16 protein-coding genes are annotated in these 16,864 nt (G+C 58.1%); 10 read left to right on the top strand and 6 right to left on the bottom strand.

Annotated elements, in window-relative coordinates; genetic code table 11:
- The first annotated feature begins 534 nt into the window (after positions 1 to 534).
- Positions 535 to 1,017 carry a molybdopterin-dependent oxidoreductase gene (locus tag GD429_RS04620; RefSeq protein ID WP_152855877.1) on the top strand — a complete coding sequence of 161 codons (483 nt, stop codon included), beginning with the start codon at positions 535 to 537 and terminating at the stop codon, positions 1,015 to 1,017.
- Positions 1,014 to 2,852 carry a hybrid sensor histidine kinase/response regulator gene (locus GD429_RS04625; protein ID WP_152855878.1) on the top strand — a complete coding sequence of 613 codons (1,839 nt, stop codon included), beginning with the start codon at positions 1,014 to 1,016 and terminating at the stop codon, positions 2,850 to 2,852. The genes GD429_RS04620 and GD429_RS04625 overlap by 4 nt, the downstream gene beginning before the upstream one ends.
- Here the strand turns inward: GD429_RS04625 and GD429_RS04630 are convergent.
- Positions 2,842 to 3,693, bottom strand: coding sequence for a helix-turn-helix domain-containing protein (locus GD429_RS04630; RefSeq protein WP_152855879.1), 852 nt, complete (start codon positions 3,691 to 3,693; stop codon positions 2,842 to 2,844). The two genes, GD429_RS04625 and GD429_RS04630, sit on opposite strands and share 11 nt — an antisense overlap.
- Positions 3,694 to 4,196: 503 nt before the next feature.
- Between GD429_RS04630 and GD429_RS04635 the strand changes: the two genes are divergently transcribed.
- The 6 genes from GD429_RS04635 to GD429_RS04660 all read left to right on the top strand — a co-directional run bounded on the left by GD429_RS04635 (position 4,197) and on the right by GD429_RS04660 (position 9,356).
- Positions 4,197 to 4,790 carry a TIGR00730 family Rossman fold protein gene (locus GD429_RS04635; protein ID WP_152855880.1) on the top strand — a complete coding sequence of 198 codons (594 nt, stop codon included), beginning with the start codon at positions 4,197 to 4,199 and terminating at the stop codon, positions 4,788 to 4,790.
- A gap of 62 nt (positions 4,791 to 4,852) precedes the next feature.
- A complete protein-coding gene (locus GD429_RS04640; protein ID WP_152855881.1) occupies positions 4,853 to 5,719 on the top strand; it encodes a thymidylate synthase in 867 nt (288 codons plus the stop codon).
- Positions 5,709 to 6,272 (top strand): inosine/xanthosine triphosphatase, encoded by a 564-nt coding sequence (locus tag GD429_RS04645; protein WP_152855882.1) that lies wholly within the window; start codon positions 5,709 to 5,711, stop codon positions 6,270 to 6,272. Before GD429_RS04640 ends, GD429_RS04645 begins: the two co-directional genes overlap by 11 nt.
- Complete coding sequence (locus GD429_RS04650) at positions 6,269 to 7,561, top strand: amidohydrolase family protein (protein ID WP_152855883.1); 1,293 nt, start codon at positions 6,269 to 6,271, stop codon at positions 7,559 to 7,561. Before GD429_RS04645 ends, GD429_RS04650 begins: the two co-directional genes overlap by 4 nt.
- Positions 7,558 to 8,163 (top strand): phosphoribosylglycinamide formyltransferase, encoded by a 606-nt coding sequence (purN, locus tag GD429_RS04655; RefSeq protein ID WP_152855884.1) that lies wholly within the window; start codon positions 7,558 to 7,560, stop codon positions 8,161 to 8,163. The genes GD429_RS04650 and purN overlap by 4 nt, the downstream gene beginning before the upstream one ends.
- Positions 8,160 to 9,356, top strand: coding sequence for an MFS transporter (locus GD429_RS04660; protein ID WP_152855885.1), 1,197 nt, complete (start codon positions 8,160 to 8,162; stop codon positions 9,354 to 9,356). The genes purN and GD429_RS04660 overlap by 4 nt, the downstream gene beginning before the upstream one ends.
- 186 nt (positions 9,357 to 9,542) lie before the next feature.
- On the opposite strand, the gene GD429_RS41985 is transcribed toward GD429_RS04660, so the two are convergent.
- Both GD429_RS41985 and GD429_RS04670 read right to left on the bottom strand, forming a co-directional pair.
- Positions 9,543 to 9,785 carry a hypothetical protein gene (locus GD429_RS41985; protein ID WP_415748925.1) on the bottom strand — a complete coding sequence of 81 codons (243 nt, stop codon included), beginning with the start codon at positions 9,783 to 9,785 and terminating at the stop codon, positions 9,543 to 9,545.
- A gap of 355 nt (positions 9,786 to 10,140) precedes the next feature.
- Complete coding sequence (locus tag GD429_RS04670) at positions 10,141 to 10,530, bottom strand: hypothetical protein (protein WP_152855886.1); 390 nt, start codon at positions 10,528 to 10,530, stop codon at positions 10,141 to 10,143.
- A gap of 315 nt (positions 10,531 to 10,845) precedes the next feature.
- On the opposite strand from GD429_RS04670, the gene GD429_RS04680 reads away from it, so the two are divergent.
- On the top strand, positions 10,846 to 11,802 hold the full coding sequence (locus GD429_RS04680) for a cation diffusion facilitator family transporter (protein WP_415748926.1): 957 nt from the start codon (positions 10,846 to 10,848) through the stop codon (positions 11,800 to 11,802).
- A gap of 108 nt (positions 11,803 to 11,910) precedes the next feature.
- Here the strand turns inward: GD429_RS04680 and GD429_RS04685 are convergent, their stop codons facing one another.
- The gene (locus GD429_RS04685; protein ID WP_321574404.1) at positions 11,911 to 12,528 is read right to left on the bottom strand and encodes a hypothetical protein; all 618 of its coding nucleotides are present in this window, start codon (positions 12,526 to 12,528) and stop codon (positions 11,911 to 11,913) included.
- 228 nt (positions 12,529 to 12,756) lie between these two features.
- Here GD429_RS04685 and GD429_RS04690 point away from each other — a divergent pair, with 228 nt between their 5' ends.
- Positions 12,757 to 15,048: a heavy metal translocating P-type ATPase gene (locus GD429_RS04690; protein ID WP_152855888.1), complete on the top strand. Its 2,292-nt coding sequence runs from the start codon at positions 12,757 to 12,759 to the stop codon at positions 15,046 to 15,048.
- An 11-nt stretch (positions 15,049 to 15,059) separates the two neighbouring features.
- On the opposite strand, the gene GD429_RS04695 is transcribed toward GD429_RS04690, so the two are convergent.
- Both GD429_RS04695 and GD429_RS04700 read right to left on the bottom strand, forming a co-directional pair.
- A complete protein-coding gene (locus tag GD429_RS04695; protein WP_152855889.1) occupies positions 15,060 to 16,010 on the bottom strand; it encodes a universal stress protein in 951 nt (316 codons plus the stop codon).
- Between the two features lie 123 nt (positions 16,011 to 16,133).
- The gene (locus GD429_RS04700) at positions 16,134 to 16,745 is read right to left on the bottom strand and encodes a TetR/AcrR family transcriptional regulator (protein ID WP_321574405.1); all 612 of its coding nucleotides are present in this window, start codon (positions 16,743 to 16,745) and stop codon (positions 16,134 to 16,136) included.
- Positions 16,746 to 16,864 lie beyond the last annotated feature (119 nt).

A 16,864-nucleotide genomic window follows, 5' to 3' on the forward strand; every position in this document is an offset into this window, starting at 1 on the left:
CGACGTCATTGCTCGACGCCGCCCGAGATTCTCAGAAGAAGTTGCACCTGCCGGAGGATTTGCATTCGGACGTACTGTCTATCTTCTCCCCGAATGGACTGACATTCTCACTTCTTGGTGACGTAAATTTTGTGAGATTCGTTACTTTGCTACTTCTTGCTATCGAGACGATCAAGATAGAGCGGTGTTGGATGTCAGTCCCTTCGAGCTAATAAAGCGTCGCTCTGAGACTTATGTGCGAGAAACACGGACTCATCGGTGTTACCTGCTGCAATAACGCACCGCAACGCTCTCGCCTCGACATGGCGATCAACCGCATCACCCGTGCTATCGTTGGCTACGGTATGCTTCATACGTTCGCTTCACTCGTGCTGGCTCACCGCTGACATTGATCTCGCGACTCCGGGTGTGACAGTTCCTAGTCACAATCGAGTTCGGTATGACGGGCGTCTCATGTTTTTGCAGGTTTGACTAAATAAAAAGAATTGCATTTCACCAAACAAACGTCATTTTTTGGAGATGGCAGGTGATAAAATGAAAAGCGCTTTTGTGGTAATGGCAATGTGGTCGATGGCTTGGTGTAACAGTGGGTATTGCTACAACTTAACAATATCGGGGGATATCAGTAATTTTACCGACCCCGAGGCCAAGGAATATGTATTTACGGAAGCCGATCTGATGCGACTTCCTGTCAGGACGATCCGAACGTCCACGGCTTGGACGCCAGTCAGTCTGTTTGAAGGTGTTTCGGTACTGGATATCTTGAAGAAAGTCGGCGGCAAGGGGAAATATATCACTGCATACACGCTGGATGACTACTATGGAGATATTCCAATATCGGATTTTGAAAAATATGGCGCCATTCTTGCCTACAAAATGAACGGCAAATATCTTTCCATAGAGAATTTCGGGCCATTCTTTATTGTTTATCCTAGAGACACGGGTGGGGGGGAGTTGAGTGGCCCGCTGTACAGTACACGATTCATCTGGCAAATATACAAAATCATCGTGAAATGAAATTGGACAAATTGCCGCGTGCGAGCGGCGTGTACGGCTACTTTCTGGTGCTGACGCTCCTGATGTTGGCGGCAATGTCGTCTGCCGTCTATTGCTACAACAACCTGTTCTCCGAGCGAAATTTCCTCTCGCTCGTCGGGACGCAGGAAAATTACGCATCATCCACAGCACAGTTCGAATCCCGTCTTGCCGACTTTGAATTGCTTCTCGACAGGAAGGATTGGGGTTGCCTGAGCCAGTGCAAGGATGTGACGACGGAATTCAAGATCCTTGAGTCAAAGTTCTTTGTTCTATCGAATCACTCGGAATCTACCCGGTTACTTTATGTGGAACCGGGCTACGCGGAACAGGTGGACCGGATCCGAGCGTTGTTCTCGGACGTGGAGCAAATTCTGGCTCGGCCCAAGGTCCCTTCGGTGCAACTGGAGGCGGCGGCACTGAAGATACGGCGGGTGCGGCTCGAGGCACGGAACCTGTCGACGCTCGCCGCGCATGCCGAGGCGAAGCAACGCGATCGCACCTACCAGATGTTCCTGTTGAATCGTCAGATTATCCTGATCGGTGTATCGATCATTATCATGTCGGCCGCGATTATCGGACTCGTCACGATCTTCAACATCAGGCAGCAAATGAAGACGATCCGGCAACAAGCGCGTGCGCTGGACGCGGAGCGCCGGGCGACTGCTGCTGCGGGCGAGGCGATTCGGGCCAAGAACGCCTTCCTGGGCGCGATTGGCCACGAACTCAGAACACCGCTGCAGAGCATCATGTCCGCGATCGATGTGATCGCCGGATCGAGGATCGGACTCGAGCATACCGACACCATCAAGCGCCTGGAGCTTGCCGTAGATCAGATCGAATCGCAGATGCGCGATCTTGCGGACTATGCCCGGCTCGACAGCGGAAAGCTCGAATTGCGAAACAGCGATTTCGAACTTGAACCGATCCTTCGTGCAACGGGTTCCGAGGCGGTCGCGCTGATTGGCAAGAAGCCAGTCAGGCTGATCTGCGAAAGTCAGGGGCTGGACGGCGTCTATCTGTATTCGGATGCGGTCAGGATCCGGCAGATCATGACGAACCTGCTGTCGAACGCGATCAAGAACACCAGGGATGGGGACGTCAAGCTGTCGTGCGAGCTACAGTCTGCCGGAAGCGCCGGACGTCTGATTCTGAAGGTTGAGGATACGGGCGCCGGCATCCCTGCGGACAAGCTTGAATTTATTTTTCAGCCATTTACACAGATCGGTCAGCGACAGTCGAACATTCATGACGGCGCGGGCATGGGACTGTCCGTCGTGAAGGGGTTGGTCGACCTGTTCGGTGGCGAGATTCGCGTGAAGAGTGAAGTTGGCCGAGGCAGTGCATTCACAGTGAACCTGCCCGTGAAAGTGTCCCGTGGCGACAATGCGTTGCTACCGGTGCCGGGCCGACAGGAATCGCCCGAACCGTCTACGTTCGCGTCGCCTCCTCACGTGCTGGTTGTCGACGACAATCCTTCAGCACTCAGGGCATTCGCGTCGCTACTGGATCAGATCGGCTGTACGCACGAGCCATGCGAGTCGGCGGAACGGGCGATACAGAAGCTCATGAGGCGCCCGTACGACGCGCTCATGCTCGACTTGAACATGCCCGAGCGCGATGGCATCTCGGTCGTACGTGAATTACGTCTGACACGCGGCCCGAACCACCGGATTCCGGTAATCGGCGTCAGTGCGCACGCGCCCGAGTTGCTGACGAAGGAACAGACGGCATTGTTCGATGACTATCTGATGAAGCCGGTCCGCCGGGAGGTACTGTTGCGCACGCTGGTGCGCCTGACATCCGTCAGCGATTGAAGTAACGATCGAATGCAGCCTTGATTACCGATAGCCTGATCGGTTTCTCATAGGGCCCGAGGATGTCGAAGGTCCGCATTGCGCGAGCGATTTGCGACTCGCGCTCCGAGGTGTTGAGTTGTCCGGTCAGCACAAGAATAGGAGCATCGGGATTCTCGGATTGCCTTATCTTCGTCATGCAGCTCTCCGAGGTGTCCTGACCGATGATCCAGTCCACGACGAAACCGTCGAACATCTGATCGCGGACCGCATCGTTGAAGGACTGGATATCGTAATAGGCCTGCGTGTTGAAACCCTGATTGCGCAAGTACTTGGATAACTCGTCGGCCGCCTCGGCCGAGTCGTCGAGAATCGCGATGCTTAAGCGGCGGATCTCCTCGACAGTTGGCCTGATCGTGACCAGGCGCACGCTGTGCAGTTGACCGTCAGGTGCATTGTCTGCTGTATGGATGAACCAACGACCGTCGGTTTCCAGTGCGACCAGATCGCCGCGCTGGTCCGCAGACAAGGCCAGGCCGATATGCGCTTGGCACGGAATCGCTGTGTTACCGATAACGAGCGACGCGGCGGTTGGGTCTCCCTCCACGGGGGCAGAGTCTGCTTGAGACTCGCCAAACAGTTGGCCGACGTCCTCGCCGAACTCCGCGGTAATCTGATTGACCTGGTGAATCGCCCAGGGGCTCTGGCCTTTCAGCTTTCGATGAGCCTGCGAGAAACTCAGGTTCAGGATCCGACTGATGGTGCCAGCGTGTTGACGTCTGCCGATGCCGTTCTTTGTCAGAATTTCCCTGATCCGTTGGGCGATCAGAGCCGCGCTGACGTCGTGTTCAGAACTTTCCATTTTCAATAGTGGATGATGAGTCGAGGCGTGCCGGTGTTACGGGCCGCCCGGCAGAGGGGCGCCGCAGGCTGGCAGTGTGAACGTTGCGATCCACGCTAAGTATTACACGCATGACCGGCCTCCGGGGACGCTATCACGAGCACAAAACATCGCGTTTCATACCATAAACGCCATGCTGGCACCTCTTCCCTCGCTAATATTGCATAACATGTGAGGTTGTTTTCTATAAAAACCCTTGACACGCGATTCTCGCCGTCTAAAATGCCTTTCCATGCGATGTTTGTGTTGCGCGAGATGCCATGTTTTTTGGCGACCCGCACCCTCTTCGCTTTCGATGTGTGTCAAGTAACAGTCGTGTCGCCCCAAATCGTGCTTTGCATCCGTGCGATCGAAGGTATCCAACACGACCTGCGTCCTGTTTCACCAAGCGTCTCGTAGTCCCCAGAAAAAAGCATCGGCCAACCATGCAGATGCTCGACACAAGCAGCTAATCAGGATAGCTAATGACAATCGATCGGTATCCCACCGGTTTCAGAGTAACCGTCTACGCAGGATCGTCGTTTGGCGCCAGTCCGGCGTTCTCCCGCGAGGCGGAGCGGTTCATTACGGACGTGGTGTCGTCAGGCGCGGAGATTGTGTATGGCGGCGGAAAGGTCGGCTTGATGGGCGTGGTGGCCAAGGCGGCACTGACCGCCGGGGGCAAGGTCACGGGTGTCATCCCGCGAGCGCTGACCAGCGCGGAGATTTCCCATACATCATTGAGCACCCTGCACATTGTCGATTCGATGGCAACACGCAAGAAGCTGATGGAGGATCTGGGCAACTGCTTCGTCGCGCTGCCCGGTGGCATCGGAACGATCGAAGAAACCATCGAGGTTCTGTCGAACCTGATCCTTGGAAATCACAAGAAGCCGATCTTCCTGCTGAACGTCAACCACTATTGGGATCGTCTGCTGGATCTGGTCGCCCATGTCGTAGACGCAGGATTTGCCAATGCGCTTGAAGGAAAGCTCTTGATGCGGATCAACAGCAACGCAGAGCTGTTGGTCGGGCTGAAGCAATGGAGTCCACCGCTTCCCCGTTGGGGTGAGAGCTGATTGCTGTTGTAGTTCCGTTTGTAGAAGTCGGGAAGTCGAAATTTAACCATTCAAAAATAATCATGGAAAATTTACTTCTGAAAACCAATCCGAGGGCCGACGTCCATCATGGATTCACCAACATCTACGGCGACACTGTCGATGATCTGGTGAGGCAAGGCATTCGCAACATCGTCCAGGAAGGGCGGCCCATCAAGTCGCGGGCCGGAGACGCGACCCAGGCTTACGGCGTCAACTATGTCCTGAACAATCCGCGCAATCGCGTCCATTCGCTTCGCAACGGGGCAAAGAAGTACTTTTGTCGCGAGCTGATCGCATACTTCAGCGGCAGTCTCAAGGCAGAGAGCGGACTAGCCAATGCATCGAAATTCTGGATGACCTTGATGGACAAGGATGGCAACGTCAACTCGAACTACGGCTATTACGTATTCTACGAGCCCGTCGAGAAATACGGTAACCAGTACAACTGGATCGTCAGCATGCTCACTGCGAACCAGGATTCCCGCCGCGCAATCATCAACATCAACCAGAACTATCACAAATCGGACACAAAGGACTTTCCTTGCACGATCGGGATGCAGTTTTTCATTCGAGAAAATCATCTGTATTGCGAAACGATTTCACGCAGCACGGACGTCATTACCGGTTTGCCGTATGACATGGGCTTCTTCTCGTTCATACATGAGCTGATCTACAGCGATCTCGTGTCGCGCGGGTGCAATCAGCTCAAACTGGGATCGACGATCATGAAGACCACGTTTACCCAGATCTACGACCATACGATGTCGAAAGCCAAAGACGCGATCGACGGGCGCGGCGAATCGGAGGTAATGCCGCTGATCCTTTCTGCCAGCGAAACGCTTGACGACATCTACAAGGGATCGGCGAAGACGGACATCATGAAATGGATCTACGACAATGCCGAATGAAACAACAGTGATCGCGATTGCATCGGAGAACGCGGCGAAGATCAACGCACTTCGCGGCGTGGCGGACGCGGTTTTCGGATCGTACCGAATTGTCGCCATCGCAGCTGAATCGGGCGTGTCCGAAACGCCAGCCAGCGACGTCGAGGCAATCCGGGGATGTGCGAACCGACTCGCCGCAATGCAGTCGTCGTGCAAAGAAGCCGTCGACTATTGGGTTGCGCTCGAAGGGCTGGTCGAACGGACCGCATTCGGTGACTTCGTCTACGGTTGGGCGGCGGTTCTCAAGACGGGGCGGACGCGACCAACCTATGGATGCAGCGGAAAAGTCATGCTTCCGACCGGGCTGATCGACGCCATGCCTGCCGGTGCTCGATTGTCGACGTACGTGAAGGATACGCTGGACGCGGACGGCGATAGCTGGATCGATGTGCTCGGAACAAATGGATTCCTCACTCGCGGACTCTATGATCGGACCATGGAGTTCGAGACTGCCATACGCTGTGCGCTCGGTTCGTCTCTGCATGTCGACAACGCGGAGCGTGTGTTGCCATGAGCGATGATGTTCTGTACGCAAACATCGAATACTTCGAACCCGAAACCTGCGGGCGCGTGAAGGCCGACATCCTCATCGGCGAAGGCGTGATTCGTGACATCTATCCCCCAGGGGAAGGACCGCGCACCGGAAACCAGGTGATCGACGGCGCGGGCTGCCTGATGTTTCCCGGGTTGGTCAACGCACATCTGCATCCGAGCAAGGAACTCTACGGCGACCTGCACGATTTTTCGCCGATCCAGCTCGTGCTGGACACCGTACATAAAAACAACGCGCTCGAGAGCGAGCAAACTCAACGGACGTCGGCACTGTACAGCATCCTGCGTAATGTGCGGGCGGGGGTGACGAGCTTTGGGATCTTTACGAGCCGCTTCGAGACCGATGCGCACGCTTGCGAGGCAGTGGGGGTACGCGCGTCGATTCAGTTCTGCCAGAGTGACCAGTGGCTGGGCACCGGTAGCAAGCCGGCCGCATATGGAATCGACGAAATCCTGAGCAGATACGAGCGGTCCGTTGCAGGGTACGAATCTTCACGGACCCACTTATCGCCTGCGACCGCCTCCGAGTTGTCTGCAAGCGATGACCTTGTGCGACAGTTGCATGCGGTCGCGAAGCGCTCTGGCAAGAAGTTCGCAATGCACATCCACGAAGGACCCACACAGGTCGCATCGTTCAGGGAGGTGCGCGGCACCCGTGCGCTTCACCATCTCGAATCGCTGGGTGTGCTGGACGAACACGCCACACTGGTACATGCCAGTAGTGTGGACGACTCCGACATCGAGATCTTGCAACGGACGAGAGCGAACCTGATTCATTGCCCGATCAGCAACAGCTTTGTCGGTGCGGGCCGGATGCCGGTCAGGAAATTTCTCGATGGCCAGCACGTCGGTCTCGGGACCGACGCTGCGATGGTGAATCCGGAAAACCGCCTGACGAATGACGCGATGTTCTGCCTGTACCACCATGGCGTACACGACTTGACGGAAAAGCCGGGCGCGCGGGACGTGTTCCGAATGTTGACGGTATCGGGTGCAGAAGCGATCGGCCTGCGGCGCCTTGGCGCAATCCGCGCTGGCTGGCTGGCCGATTTCCTGATCTACCGGCGCGCGCGGCTGAGCGAAGCGTATAGCGACACGCCGATCGGCAATCTCCGATTGCTGCGGAACGAAAGTCCGGATGAAGTTTTCGTTGGCGGAACGAAGATTTTCGCCGATGGCACTTTCTTGTGCTGCGACGGCGACGCATGGCAGGCACGGTTCGCGACACTCAAAGAAGGAATCACGGCATGAAGAAGATCGCATTTTTGTTTTCCGGTCGGGGTTCCCTGATCCGGTCGGTCATGAAAGGCGTCGATCGTGCATCCGTGCCGGCGGAAATCGCACTGGTGATCACCAATAACAAGGATTTTCCGGCCACCGGCGGGACGCTGATCGATCGCTTCGACGTTACGCGAATCCTGCACTCCGAATTTGCCGACCGCGATCTGTTCGAAGCGGCTATCGCGCGTCAACTCGACGCGCACGGTGTCGACCTGATCGTCCTCGGAGGATTCCGCCGGATATTCTCGCCGGCTTTCGTCAACAAGTACGGGACCCGGACGATCAATACGCATCCCTCGATTCTTCCCGCGTTTCCAGGTGACAAGGCGCAGCGGCGCGCACTCGATGCCGGCGTGAAGGTGACAGGCGCGACGGTGCATTTCATCAACGACGAGGTCGACGCGGGGCCGATCATCGATCAGGGCGTCGTGCGTATCTCGGCGGGTATGACCGAGCCGGAGCTGAAGGACGAAATAATCAAGGTCGAGGAAATCATCATTGCGGACGCGGTGAGAAATATTCTCGACGAGCGGATTGCTGTCGAGAACGGAATCGTGAGGGTTATTCAATGAAAGATAACGAAAAATCCGGAAACTTCGCGGCGGCGGTGGTCGTTGCGTTGATTCTATTCGTGGCGATTGTCAGCTTGGGTACGTCGCTTGCAATCTTGCCCATTTACGTGAACAAAGTGCTGGGCCTGTCGCCGTACTTCGTCGGAGCAGTCGTCGCAGCGGAGTCCGTGTCGACTCTGCTGTCGCGCGCCTATGCCGGTCGCTTCTCCGATACGCGCGGTCCGAAGACCGGGATGATCCGCGGTCTGCTGCTGATGTTCGTTGCCGGAGTGCTGTGCATCGCAGTGATCGGGGCAGGCGAGCCCGGTCGCTACCTCGCATTCGCCGTCGTGTTCGCCAGCCGGATTCTGATGGGTATCGGCGAGAGTCTGATCTTCACTTGCAGCGGAACTTGGCCCATCGGATTGGTGGGACGTGAGCACGCCGGCAAGATCATGTCCTGGGTCGGTATTGCGATGTTCCTGGGTCTAGCAATCGGCAATTACCTGGGCGTGTGGTCATATCAGGCCGCTGGATTGCTGGTCGGCGCCGCCGTGATGACGGCGCTACCGCTACTCGGAACCTTCGTCGTATGGTTCATCAAGGAAGTCAGCGTACACGACGATCACAGCCACCTTCCGCTCAGCTATGCGATAAAGCGCATCTGGAAGGCAGGGGCGGGTTTTGCACTGGCCAACGTTGGATATGCGTCGGTCACGTCGTTCCTGGCGTTGCTTTTTCTTGGAAACGGATGGAATGCCTATGCGGCTATCGCGCTCGCCCTGTTCGGAATCGGCTACGTTTCCGCCCGGTTGTTGTTGGGATGGCGGGCGGATTCATCCGGATTGAACACGGTGATCGTTTCGTTGATTGTCGAGGCGATCGGACTGCTGTTGCTTGCCTATGCAAAGACCCCGGTTCAGGCCTCCGTCGGCTCTTTCCTCGCGGGCTTCGGGTTGTCGATGGTCTACCCGCTGCTGGCATTGCCGGCCATCAAGAGCCTCCCGGAAAAAAACATCGGACTGGCACTGAGTACTTACGAATCCTGCTTCGATATCGGTATCCTGATGGCCGGCGCTGCAGGCGGTGTGATTGCCTCGCATCTGGGTTATCCGTCGATCTTTCTCTTTGCATTCGTCTGCGCGCTGCTGTCGATCGTGTGCGCGTACCTTGCCTATCTACAGTTGTTCAGCGAAGTCAGGGCGACAGCATGATGACGCGCTGACTTCGAAGGCCGGAGGTGAATGGCATCTCCGGCTAAAGAGGCGATGTAGTGCAGCAGGTCTTCGGTGCGTCCTTCTGATACGTTGTTCGGCAGTCTTGTAGTCGAATGTGGGCAAAGGCTCATTGCGATACCAGAAGCGCGCGCTCTGCAGGTCGTCGGAGATATCGGTTGCAGTTCAGACGACCCGAAGTGCCACTCGAAGGAATTTCTGCACGCTTTCGAAGCCGGCCAAGCGGCCCGTCGTATTGCGATGTACATGGGCGAGCCTTGCGAGTGTCTGCATATCGATGTGCAAGACGGCAGCGAACCATCGCGCCGGGATGACAGGCGCGATGTTTTCGGGGTCTCGCAAGGACGCCATGAACTGATCAAAGCTGCCGGGCGGCGCTGAGTCGCCGATGGGGTCAGAATCCTTCATGGCCTGCGATGTGCACACTATTTGCACATTCAGAGCACGTATGGATTCGAGGCTCTTCAGATTCTTGGTCGAGTTTCTGTGACGGTGTTCATTACCACGTTCTGTTCGGAGATGCTGACGGAACGGGCTGCATCCCAAAGACGACTTCTTTGAGAATTTCCGTGCCCAAGGACATCTTTTCTGAGACGAGCAGCATGCAGTCGTCTCAGAAAAGATGTCCAAGTCCTTGATTTGTCTAGGGGGCCAAAGACACCATTTCTGAGAGCCCACAGTTTGTACGCGTTGTCGGAGGTCTTGGGAGCGGCCAGAGCAGCGGTACCGGCGCGTTCGGCACCGGACGCGCCGAACCATGTGATCATTGGCTGGCCGCGCCGTTTCCGGGACCGCCAGGTTGGCCGTGCATGTAGCCCATGCCCATACCCATGCCTTGTCCCCGATGCATGCCCTTCATATGGGGGGGAACGTCCGGGAGCTTGATGCCACGTGCTTTTGCTCGCTTCTGCATTTCGGCGTGGTGTTCGTCACGTATTTTTTCGCGCTCGGCGTCCGACGCCGCGGCGAGCATACGAGCACGGTATTCATTCCGCTCGGCCGGCGTCATCAACTGGCTGCCGTAAATCATGCCTCCTGCCTCACTTGCCATACTGCGAGCGGGCTGACGTGGCTGGGCGTTGGCCAAACTGACCGTCATCGCGATTGCGACGCCGAGCAGGCAAGCAACGGTGAACGTATTCGTTCTGGACATGGAAGTCTCCAAACCATTTTCGTGTATTCAACCGTATAGAGAAGGGCGGGAGATCCTTTGTTTCAGATCAAGTGCCGGCGAGTGACCGTCAATACTATCGAACGCATACCGGGGATCGCGTTCTGGTCAAATGTGCGCCGAACCGTCGATGATGCATGCTGCTCGTGCGCTAATGGCGTTCGACGAAGTTACGCTGTGAACGTTTGCACCAGGACAGCATGCGTCCTTGCCCCGTGTTCTCGACTTGCTGACATGCCATGACCGGTAAGCACGTGCCGATCCGGTTCGCTCAATCCTTGGAATGTGACACGGATCGTGACATCAAAAAACAGCGATGAATTCCCGGAGATCGTTGCGGAAGCGACGCCAGCGGCGGCCGTGGCAGCCACTCGAAGCACCTGGGTGAGCGTCGCGGTGAATCTCGTGCTAAGCATCGGACAGGTGGCGATAGGTGTCCTGTCTCGATCGCAAGGTCTCGTTGCAGACGGTATTCATTCCTTGTCCGATTTGCTCGCGGATTGCGTCGTCCTGGTGGCCAGTCACCATAGCAGGAAGCCCGTTGACGCAAAGCATCCGTACGGACATCAGCGCTTCGAGACCGGCGCATCGCTTGCACTTGCATTGATCCTGCTACTGGTCGGTGGCGGGATGCTCTGGTCCGCGATACAGAAACTGGAACATCCGGAAGCAATCCAGCGCGTCCACGCGGTTGCTCTATGGGTCGCGGTTATTGCGCTTTTCGCGAAGGAAAGCTTGTTCCGTTACATGCTTGCGGTTGCAACGCGGGTGAAATCGAGCATGTTGGTCGCCAACGCATGGCATGCGCGCTCGGATGCCGCGTCCTCTCTGGTGGTCGGGTTCGGCATCGTCGGCAATTTGCTCGGTTACCCGCTCCTTGATCCCATTGCCGCGCTGATCGTCGGCGGGATGATCGTGAAAATGGGCGCTACTTTCGGTTGGGACGCATTGCACGACCTGATGGATCGATCGGCCGACGCCAAAGATGTGCAGGCGATCCTCGCGACGCTACGTACGACACCGGGCGTGCTTGACGCGCACGACCTGCGCACGCGAAAGACGGGCGATCTGATCCTCGTCGACGTGCATCTCGACATCGATGCCGATCTCACCGTTGCTCAAGGGCATGACATCGCTGTCGACGCGCGTGCTCGCGTGATGAGACATCATCGTGTTCTGAACGTGATGACGCACGTCGATCCCCGCAAGCGGGAAAGCGTCACCGAAATCGCGTCGGAAATTCGGGGTGCATAGACAAGAAGGGGCTGCCGGCACGCTCGTTCAGAATGCTGCCTCGGCGGTGGATCGGTGCAGCTTGGTTGCGCGTTTGCCCGCCACACTCTCCCGGAGCGCCCGCTCATATCACCCCGAGTTACCCGGACGATGACCGCGTCGAAACGTCAATCGACGTTCGTTGACGAGTGCACGCCAATTGAGCTTCATCAACGCGAAGACTAAGCCGAGCAATACCAGTTGCGTGACGACGAAGTATCCGCCGAGGTAAGTGCCTTCGAGCTGAGATTCCACATCCAGCCGGGTCGACGCAAAGCGGCCGAGGAGCGCCCAGATCGCATAGGTCATCGTGCGGCCGATGAAGAACGCCGCAGCAATGATTTTGAGCGGCAACCCCGAGAGCCCATACGCGATGAACAGATAGTTCGATGGAAGCGGGCTCAATGCATAGAAAAAGAATGCGCTCGCGGTCAGCGTCTTGTGTTTCCGCAGCCAGTGTGTGGCGATGTCGATATTCTCGCGATCCGATTCCCGTATCCAGCGGGACCGGACGAGCGACCTCGCGAAGGTAGCCAGAATGACGCGCCCCGTTGTCGATGCGCCAGCCGCGACGACGGCAAAGATCAACGGATTTCCGGCAGGCAGATTGAACCCCACCCACGACATCGCCATCCAGGTCGGAGGGGCGAACGCCGGTATGAGATTCAGCAGAAGAATCACCAGGAACAGCACGGCCAGCGTTAGCACGATATCGACTCCAGGCCATCCGGCATCACGATCCCATTTTGCTGACGAAAGGCGTCGACGGCTTGACTCACGTCAAGCAAGGCGGCGGGCCCGCATTTCGCCGGAGGCACGTCGTCCTGACCCAGGTCAAGCGTCGGACGGAGGCATTTCCTAGACTGATGCAACGCCATCCGCGACCGGATTCGGGTTCACCGAACACGTCCATGCACGGGGATCTGAAATATCGTCATGCCTCGAATTCCCAGGTCTATCGATTTCATGTTGCTGGTCTTCGCGGCCGTTACGCTCGCCGGTGGAGGCATGTGCGTTGCGTTCGGCTTGCCTTCACTCGCGCGAGTCGTCTGGCTGCTGGGCACGATGCCGGTCTTGCTCGCGTTGACCGTATCCATTGCAAAGGCCGTCTTGAAGCGGCAGGCCGGCATCGATGTTCTCGCGTGGCTGGCGATCGGGCTGGCGATGGCGCTCGACGAGACGCTGACTGCCGCCGTCATTGCATTGATGCTGGCCAGCGGACGTACCCTCGAACAGTATGCGCAAGATCGCGCGCAACGCGAGATGACCGCGCTGCTCAGCCGTGCGCCCCGGCAGGCAATCCGATTCGAGAACGGTGAATGGCGTTCTGTCGCGCTGGAAACCATCCGCCCCGGCGATCGGCTGCTTGTGCGAAGCGGCGAATTCGTGCCGGTCGACGGCACGCTGGCCAACGACGCGGAACTGGACGAATCCATGCTGACGGGCGAGTCGTCGACCCAGCGGCGAAGCTCCGGGGAGCTCGCATGCAGCGGCGTGGTAAACGCCGGCGCTCCGTTTGAAATGGTCGCCCGTGCGACGGTCGGCGACAGCACATTTGCCGGCATCGTCCGGATGGTCGAGAGTGCGCAACGCGAGCGCAGTCCGGCCGTCCGTCTTGCGGATCGCTATGCGGCATTCTTCGTGCTGGTTTCGCTGCTGATCGCGGGTATCTCCTGGCTGGTGACAGGCGACGTTGCACGCGCGCTTGCCGTGCTCGTTGTAGCCACTCCATGTCCGTTGATCCTCGCAGTGCCGGTGGCAATCGTTTCCGGGATGTCGCGCTGTTCGAAGCGAGGCGTTCTGGTCAAGGGCGGCGGCGCGCTGGAACGTCTTGCGCAAGCGACGATTCTCTTCTTCGACAAGACAGGGACGCTGACGGGAGGCCGGGCGCGCATCGTTTCGATCGAGTGCGGCCCGGATGCCGAAACGCACGATGTGCTGCGTTTTGCGGCATCGTTGGCGCAAGCTTCGGGGCATGTCATCTCGGATGCGTTGACGGTCGCGGCGCGGGAACGCCACGTCGACCTTTCTCCGCCGTCGGCCGTCAAGGAAACGGCCGGTGAAGGCGTGACGGGCCAGGTCGACAACCGGACCGTCGCAATCGGCAAGTTCGAGTACGTGTCCGCCCGTTCGACCGTTGTGCCCTGGAGCGACGCCTTCCTTCGGCGAGTCGGCAGCCAGGGCGGGGCCGCTGTATTCGTCGGGGTGGATGGCGCGATGATCGGCGCAATTCAAATGGCCGACCAGGTGCGGCTGGAAACGCCGAGGGCATTGCGGCTGCTGAAGCGCGAGGGCGTCAAGCGTCTCATCATGCTGACCGGCGACCGGCGGGACATTGCGGAAACCGTTGGCGAACTGTTGGGCGTAACCGATGTGCGCGCCGAGCAAACGCCAACGGACAAGCTTGCTGCAATTCGGGCAGCTCGCAAGGAGGGCGTAGTGATCATGGTGGGCGACGGCGTGAATGACGCGCCAGCGCTGGTGGCGGCCGACGTCGGTATTGCGATGGGTGCGCGCGGGGCGGCGGCGTCGTCGGAAGCGGCCGACGTGGTACTGCTGGTGGATCGGCTGGATCGACTCGTGGACGCGATGCGTATCGCCCGGCGGTCGCGCCGGATTGCGCTGCAGAGCGTGGTGATTGGCATGTCGTTGTCTGTCGCCGCCATGACGATTGCTGCGTTGGGATTCCTGCAGCCGATCGCCGGTGCGGTGATTCAGGAGGTCATCGACGTCGTCGTCATCATCAATGCGTTACGGGCGTCACTTGCGCGCCCGATGTCGACGGAGGCTCGCCTCGCCGACATCGACGTCGAAAAACTCAAGAGCGAGCATTCGGCATTGGCGCCGCTGATGGACCAGATCAGGGATCTGGCAGATCGCATACCGAAGCTATCCGGTGCAATCATGGCGAACGAACTCGCTCATGTAATCGACTCGCTGGACGAACGGCTTCTGCCTCACGAACAGTCCGACGACCTCGACGTCTACCCGCGTCTCGCGCCGCTTCTCGGTGGCGAGGACCCGCTCGCGGCGATGAGCAGCGCGCACAGGGAAATTTTCAAGATGGTCCGGTCGCTCAGGCAGATGGTCGCGGACATGCCGGATGACGGACCGGACGCGATGCAGATGCAGGCAGTACAACGCTTGCTGTACGGGCTGGAAGCAATCGTGCGCCTGCATTGTGCTCAAGAGGAGGAACTGTTCCACGCGGTCGGAACGGATGCGTGACAAAAAACGCGTCACGCACGAGGCGCATTCACGAGAAGGACAGGCGTCTTCGTGATCCGCGCGACGCGGCCGGCAACGCTACCGACAACCCAGCCCGCGACGCCTCGCCGCCCATGGGTGCCCATGACGATCATGTCCGCATTCCATTCGATGGCGTCGCGCACGATGACCTGGGAAACGTCCGCGCCGGTTCGATCCGTTTGAAGCAGTTGTGACTGTGAGTGCACGGTTACGCCATCGAGCGTGGCCGTGGCTTCTTGCAGCGCCTGATTTCCTTCGTTGATCAATGCGCCTTCTATCGTCTCGACAGGTACGAAGTCGCCCAGCGATACGGCGCGATCCTGTACGTAGATCGCGCGCAACTCGGTGTCAGGTCTCGAGAACTGCAATCCGGCTCGCAATGCGTGGAGCGCCAGGGGACTTCCGTCAACGGCAAACAGGATCCGCTGCGGCAGATGCTCGGCAGTCGAGACGAAACTTTCCGGAACGATAAGCAGCGGGCAACGAACCAGTCTGGCAAGCGGACCCGAAACCGTTCCTTCAATCCATCTGCGCAAGCCATGGTGCTGATGTGCACCGACGATCAGAAGGTCGGCCTGGCGAACTTCCGTACTCTCGACCAGCGCTCGCACGATATCGCCGCCATGCTTGGACAGGTCGATTACTTCCGTGTCGATGTCGATATCGTCGCGCTGCATTTCGATTTTGGCGCGTGACACGGAGTCGGATGCGTCTTTAAGCAACTCGTTGCGCGCGGCCTCGAGAAATGACGTGGCCTGTGATCCGAGCGGAACGAGCGTTCGCGGATTTTCCGCAATACTCACGATGTGTACCGACGCATTCGATGGAACGATGTGTCGTGCAAAGGCGACCGCCCGGTCGGATGCAACGGAGCCGTCGATTGCGATCAGTACCCTTTGGAGAGGAGCCCCTGCCTGGAAGGTTGAAGTGCTGGTGCCCATGAGTGTCTCCCGGTGGCAAACCAAGGTATTGCACGCGGTAATTTTTTGCGCGCGCGGCTTGTGGCAGCTTGATCGCCATCAAGTTTTCGGGAATTAGCCGGCGACGTTCCGGCCCCACTCGGATCACGCGCGTTGCGTATGGGCGTCCGCATGTTTCGCGTGCTCGGTGTCGGCACGCAGTTCCTGTTCCAGAAGCGCTTTTGCAGCTTGCCACGCCCGCCCTGCAGACGCCGAATCGTTGAACGCTCTCGCTTCGACTGTCGCACCGTCCAGCAGCATCATATAGACGGCCGCCAGCCGTTGTGCCGTTTCGGGCGAAACGAGATCCGCGAGCAGTTCGGCGATCCATTCCACCATCTTGCGGCGATAGCGGATCGCGACATCCGAGATGGGCGCATACGCCGTTCCGAATTCGGCCAACGCGCGCTCGAACAGGCAGCCGGCGAATGCCGGCGTATTGAACCATGCTTCGTACCAGTCGAAAATCGTCTTGACCCGCTCGACCGGATTGGTGACGTGCTGCAGTTGGGCGTCGATACTGCCTACGATCAGGTCGTAACGCTGGACCAGCACTTCCCGGATCAGTTCGTCCTTGCTCGGAAAATGCCGATACAGCGTCATTCGGGCGACGCGAGAATCGTCGATGATCCAGTCGACGCCGACCGGATGAAAACCGTGCATCGAGAACAGTTCGGTAGCTTTGTCTACCACCAACTGGCGTTTGCTGGCTCGCACGAACGGTTCCCTCCTTGATTCTTCCGACTGCGCAGATCGAACATTCTAGCATCGTACCGCTCGGTCACATCCGGTCTCGCCACCGACCTCCCGGACTTGGCGGGCCTGGCCTTGATACG

Origin of the sequence: Burkholderia sp. BE17 (genome assembly GCF_009362305.1) — a bacterium.
Classification (GTDB): Bacteria; Pseudomonadota; Gammaproteobacteria; order Burkholderiales; family Burkholderiaceae; genus Burkholderia; species Burkholderia pyrrocinia_C.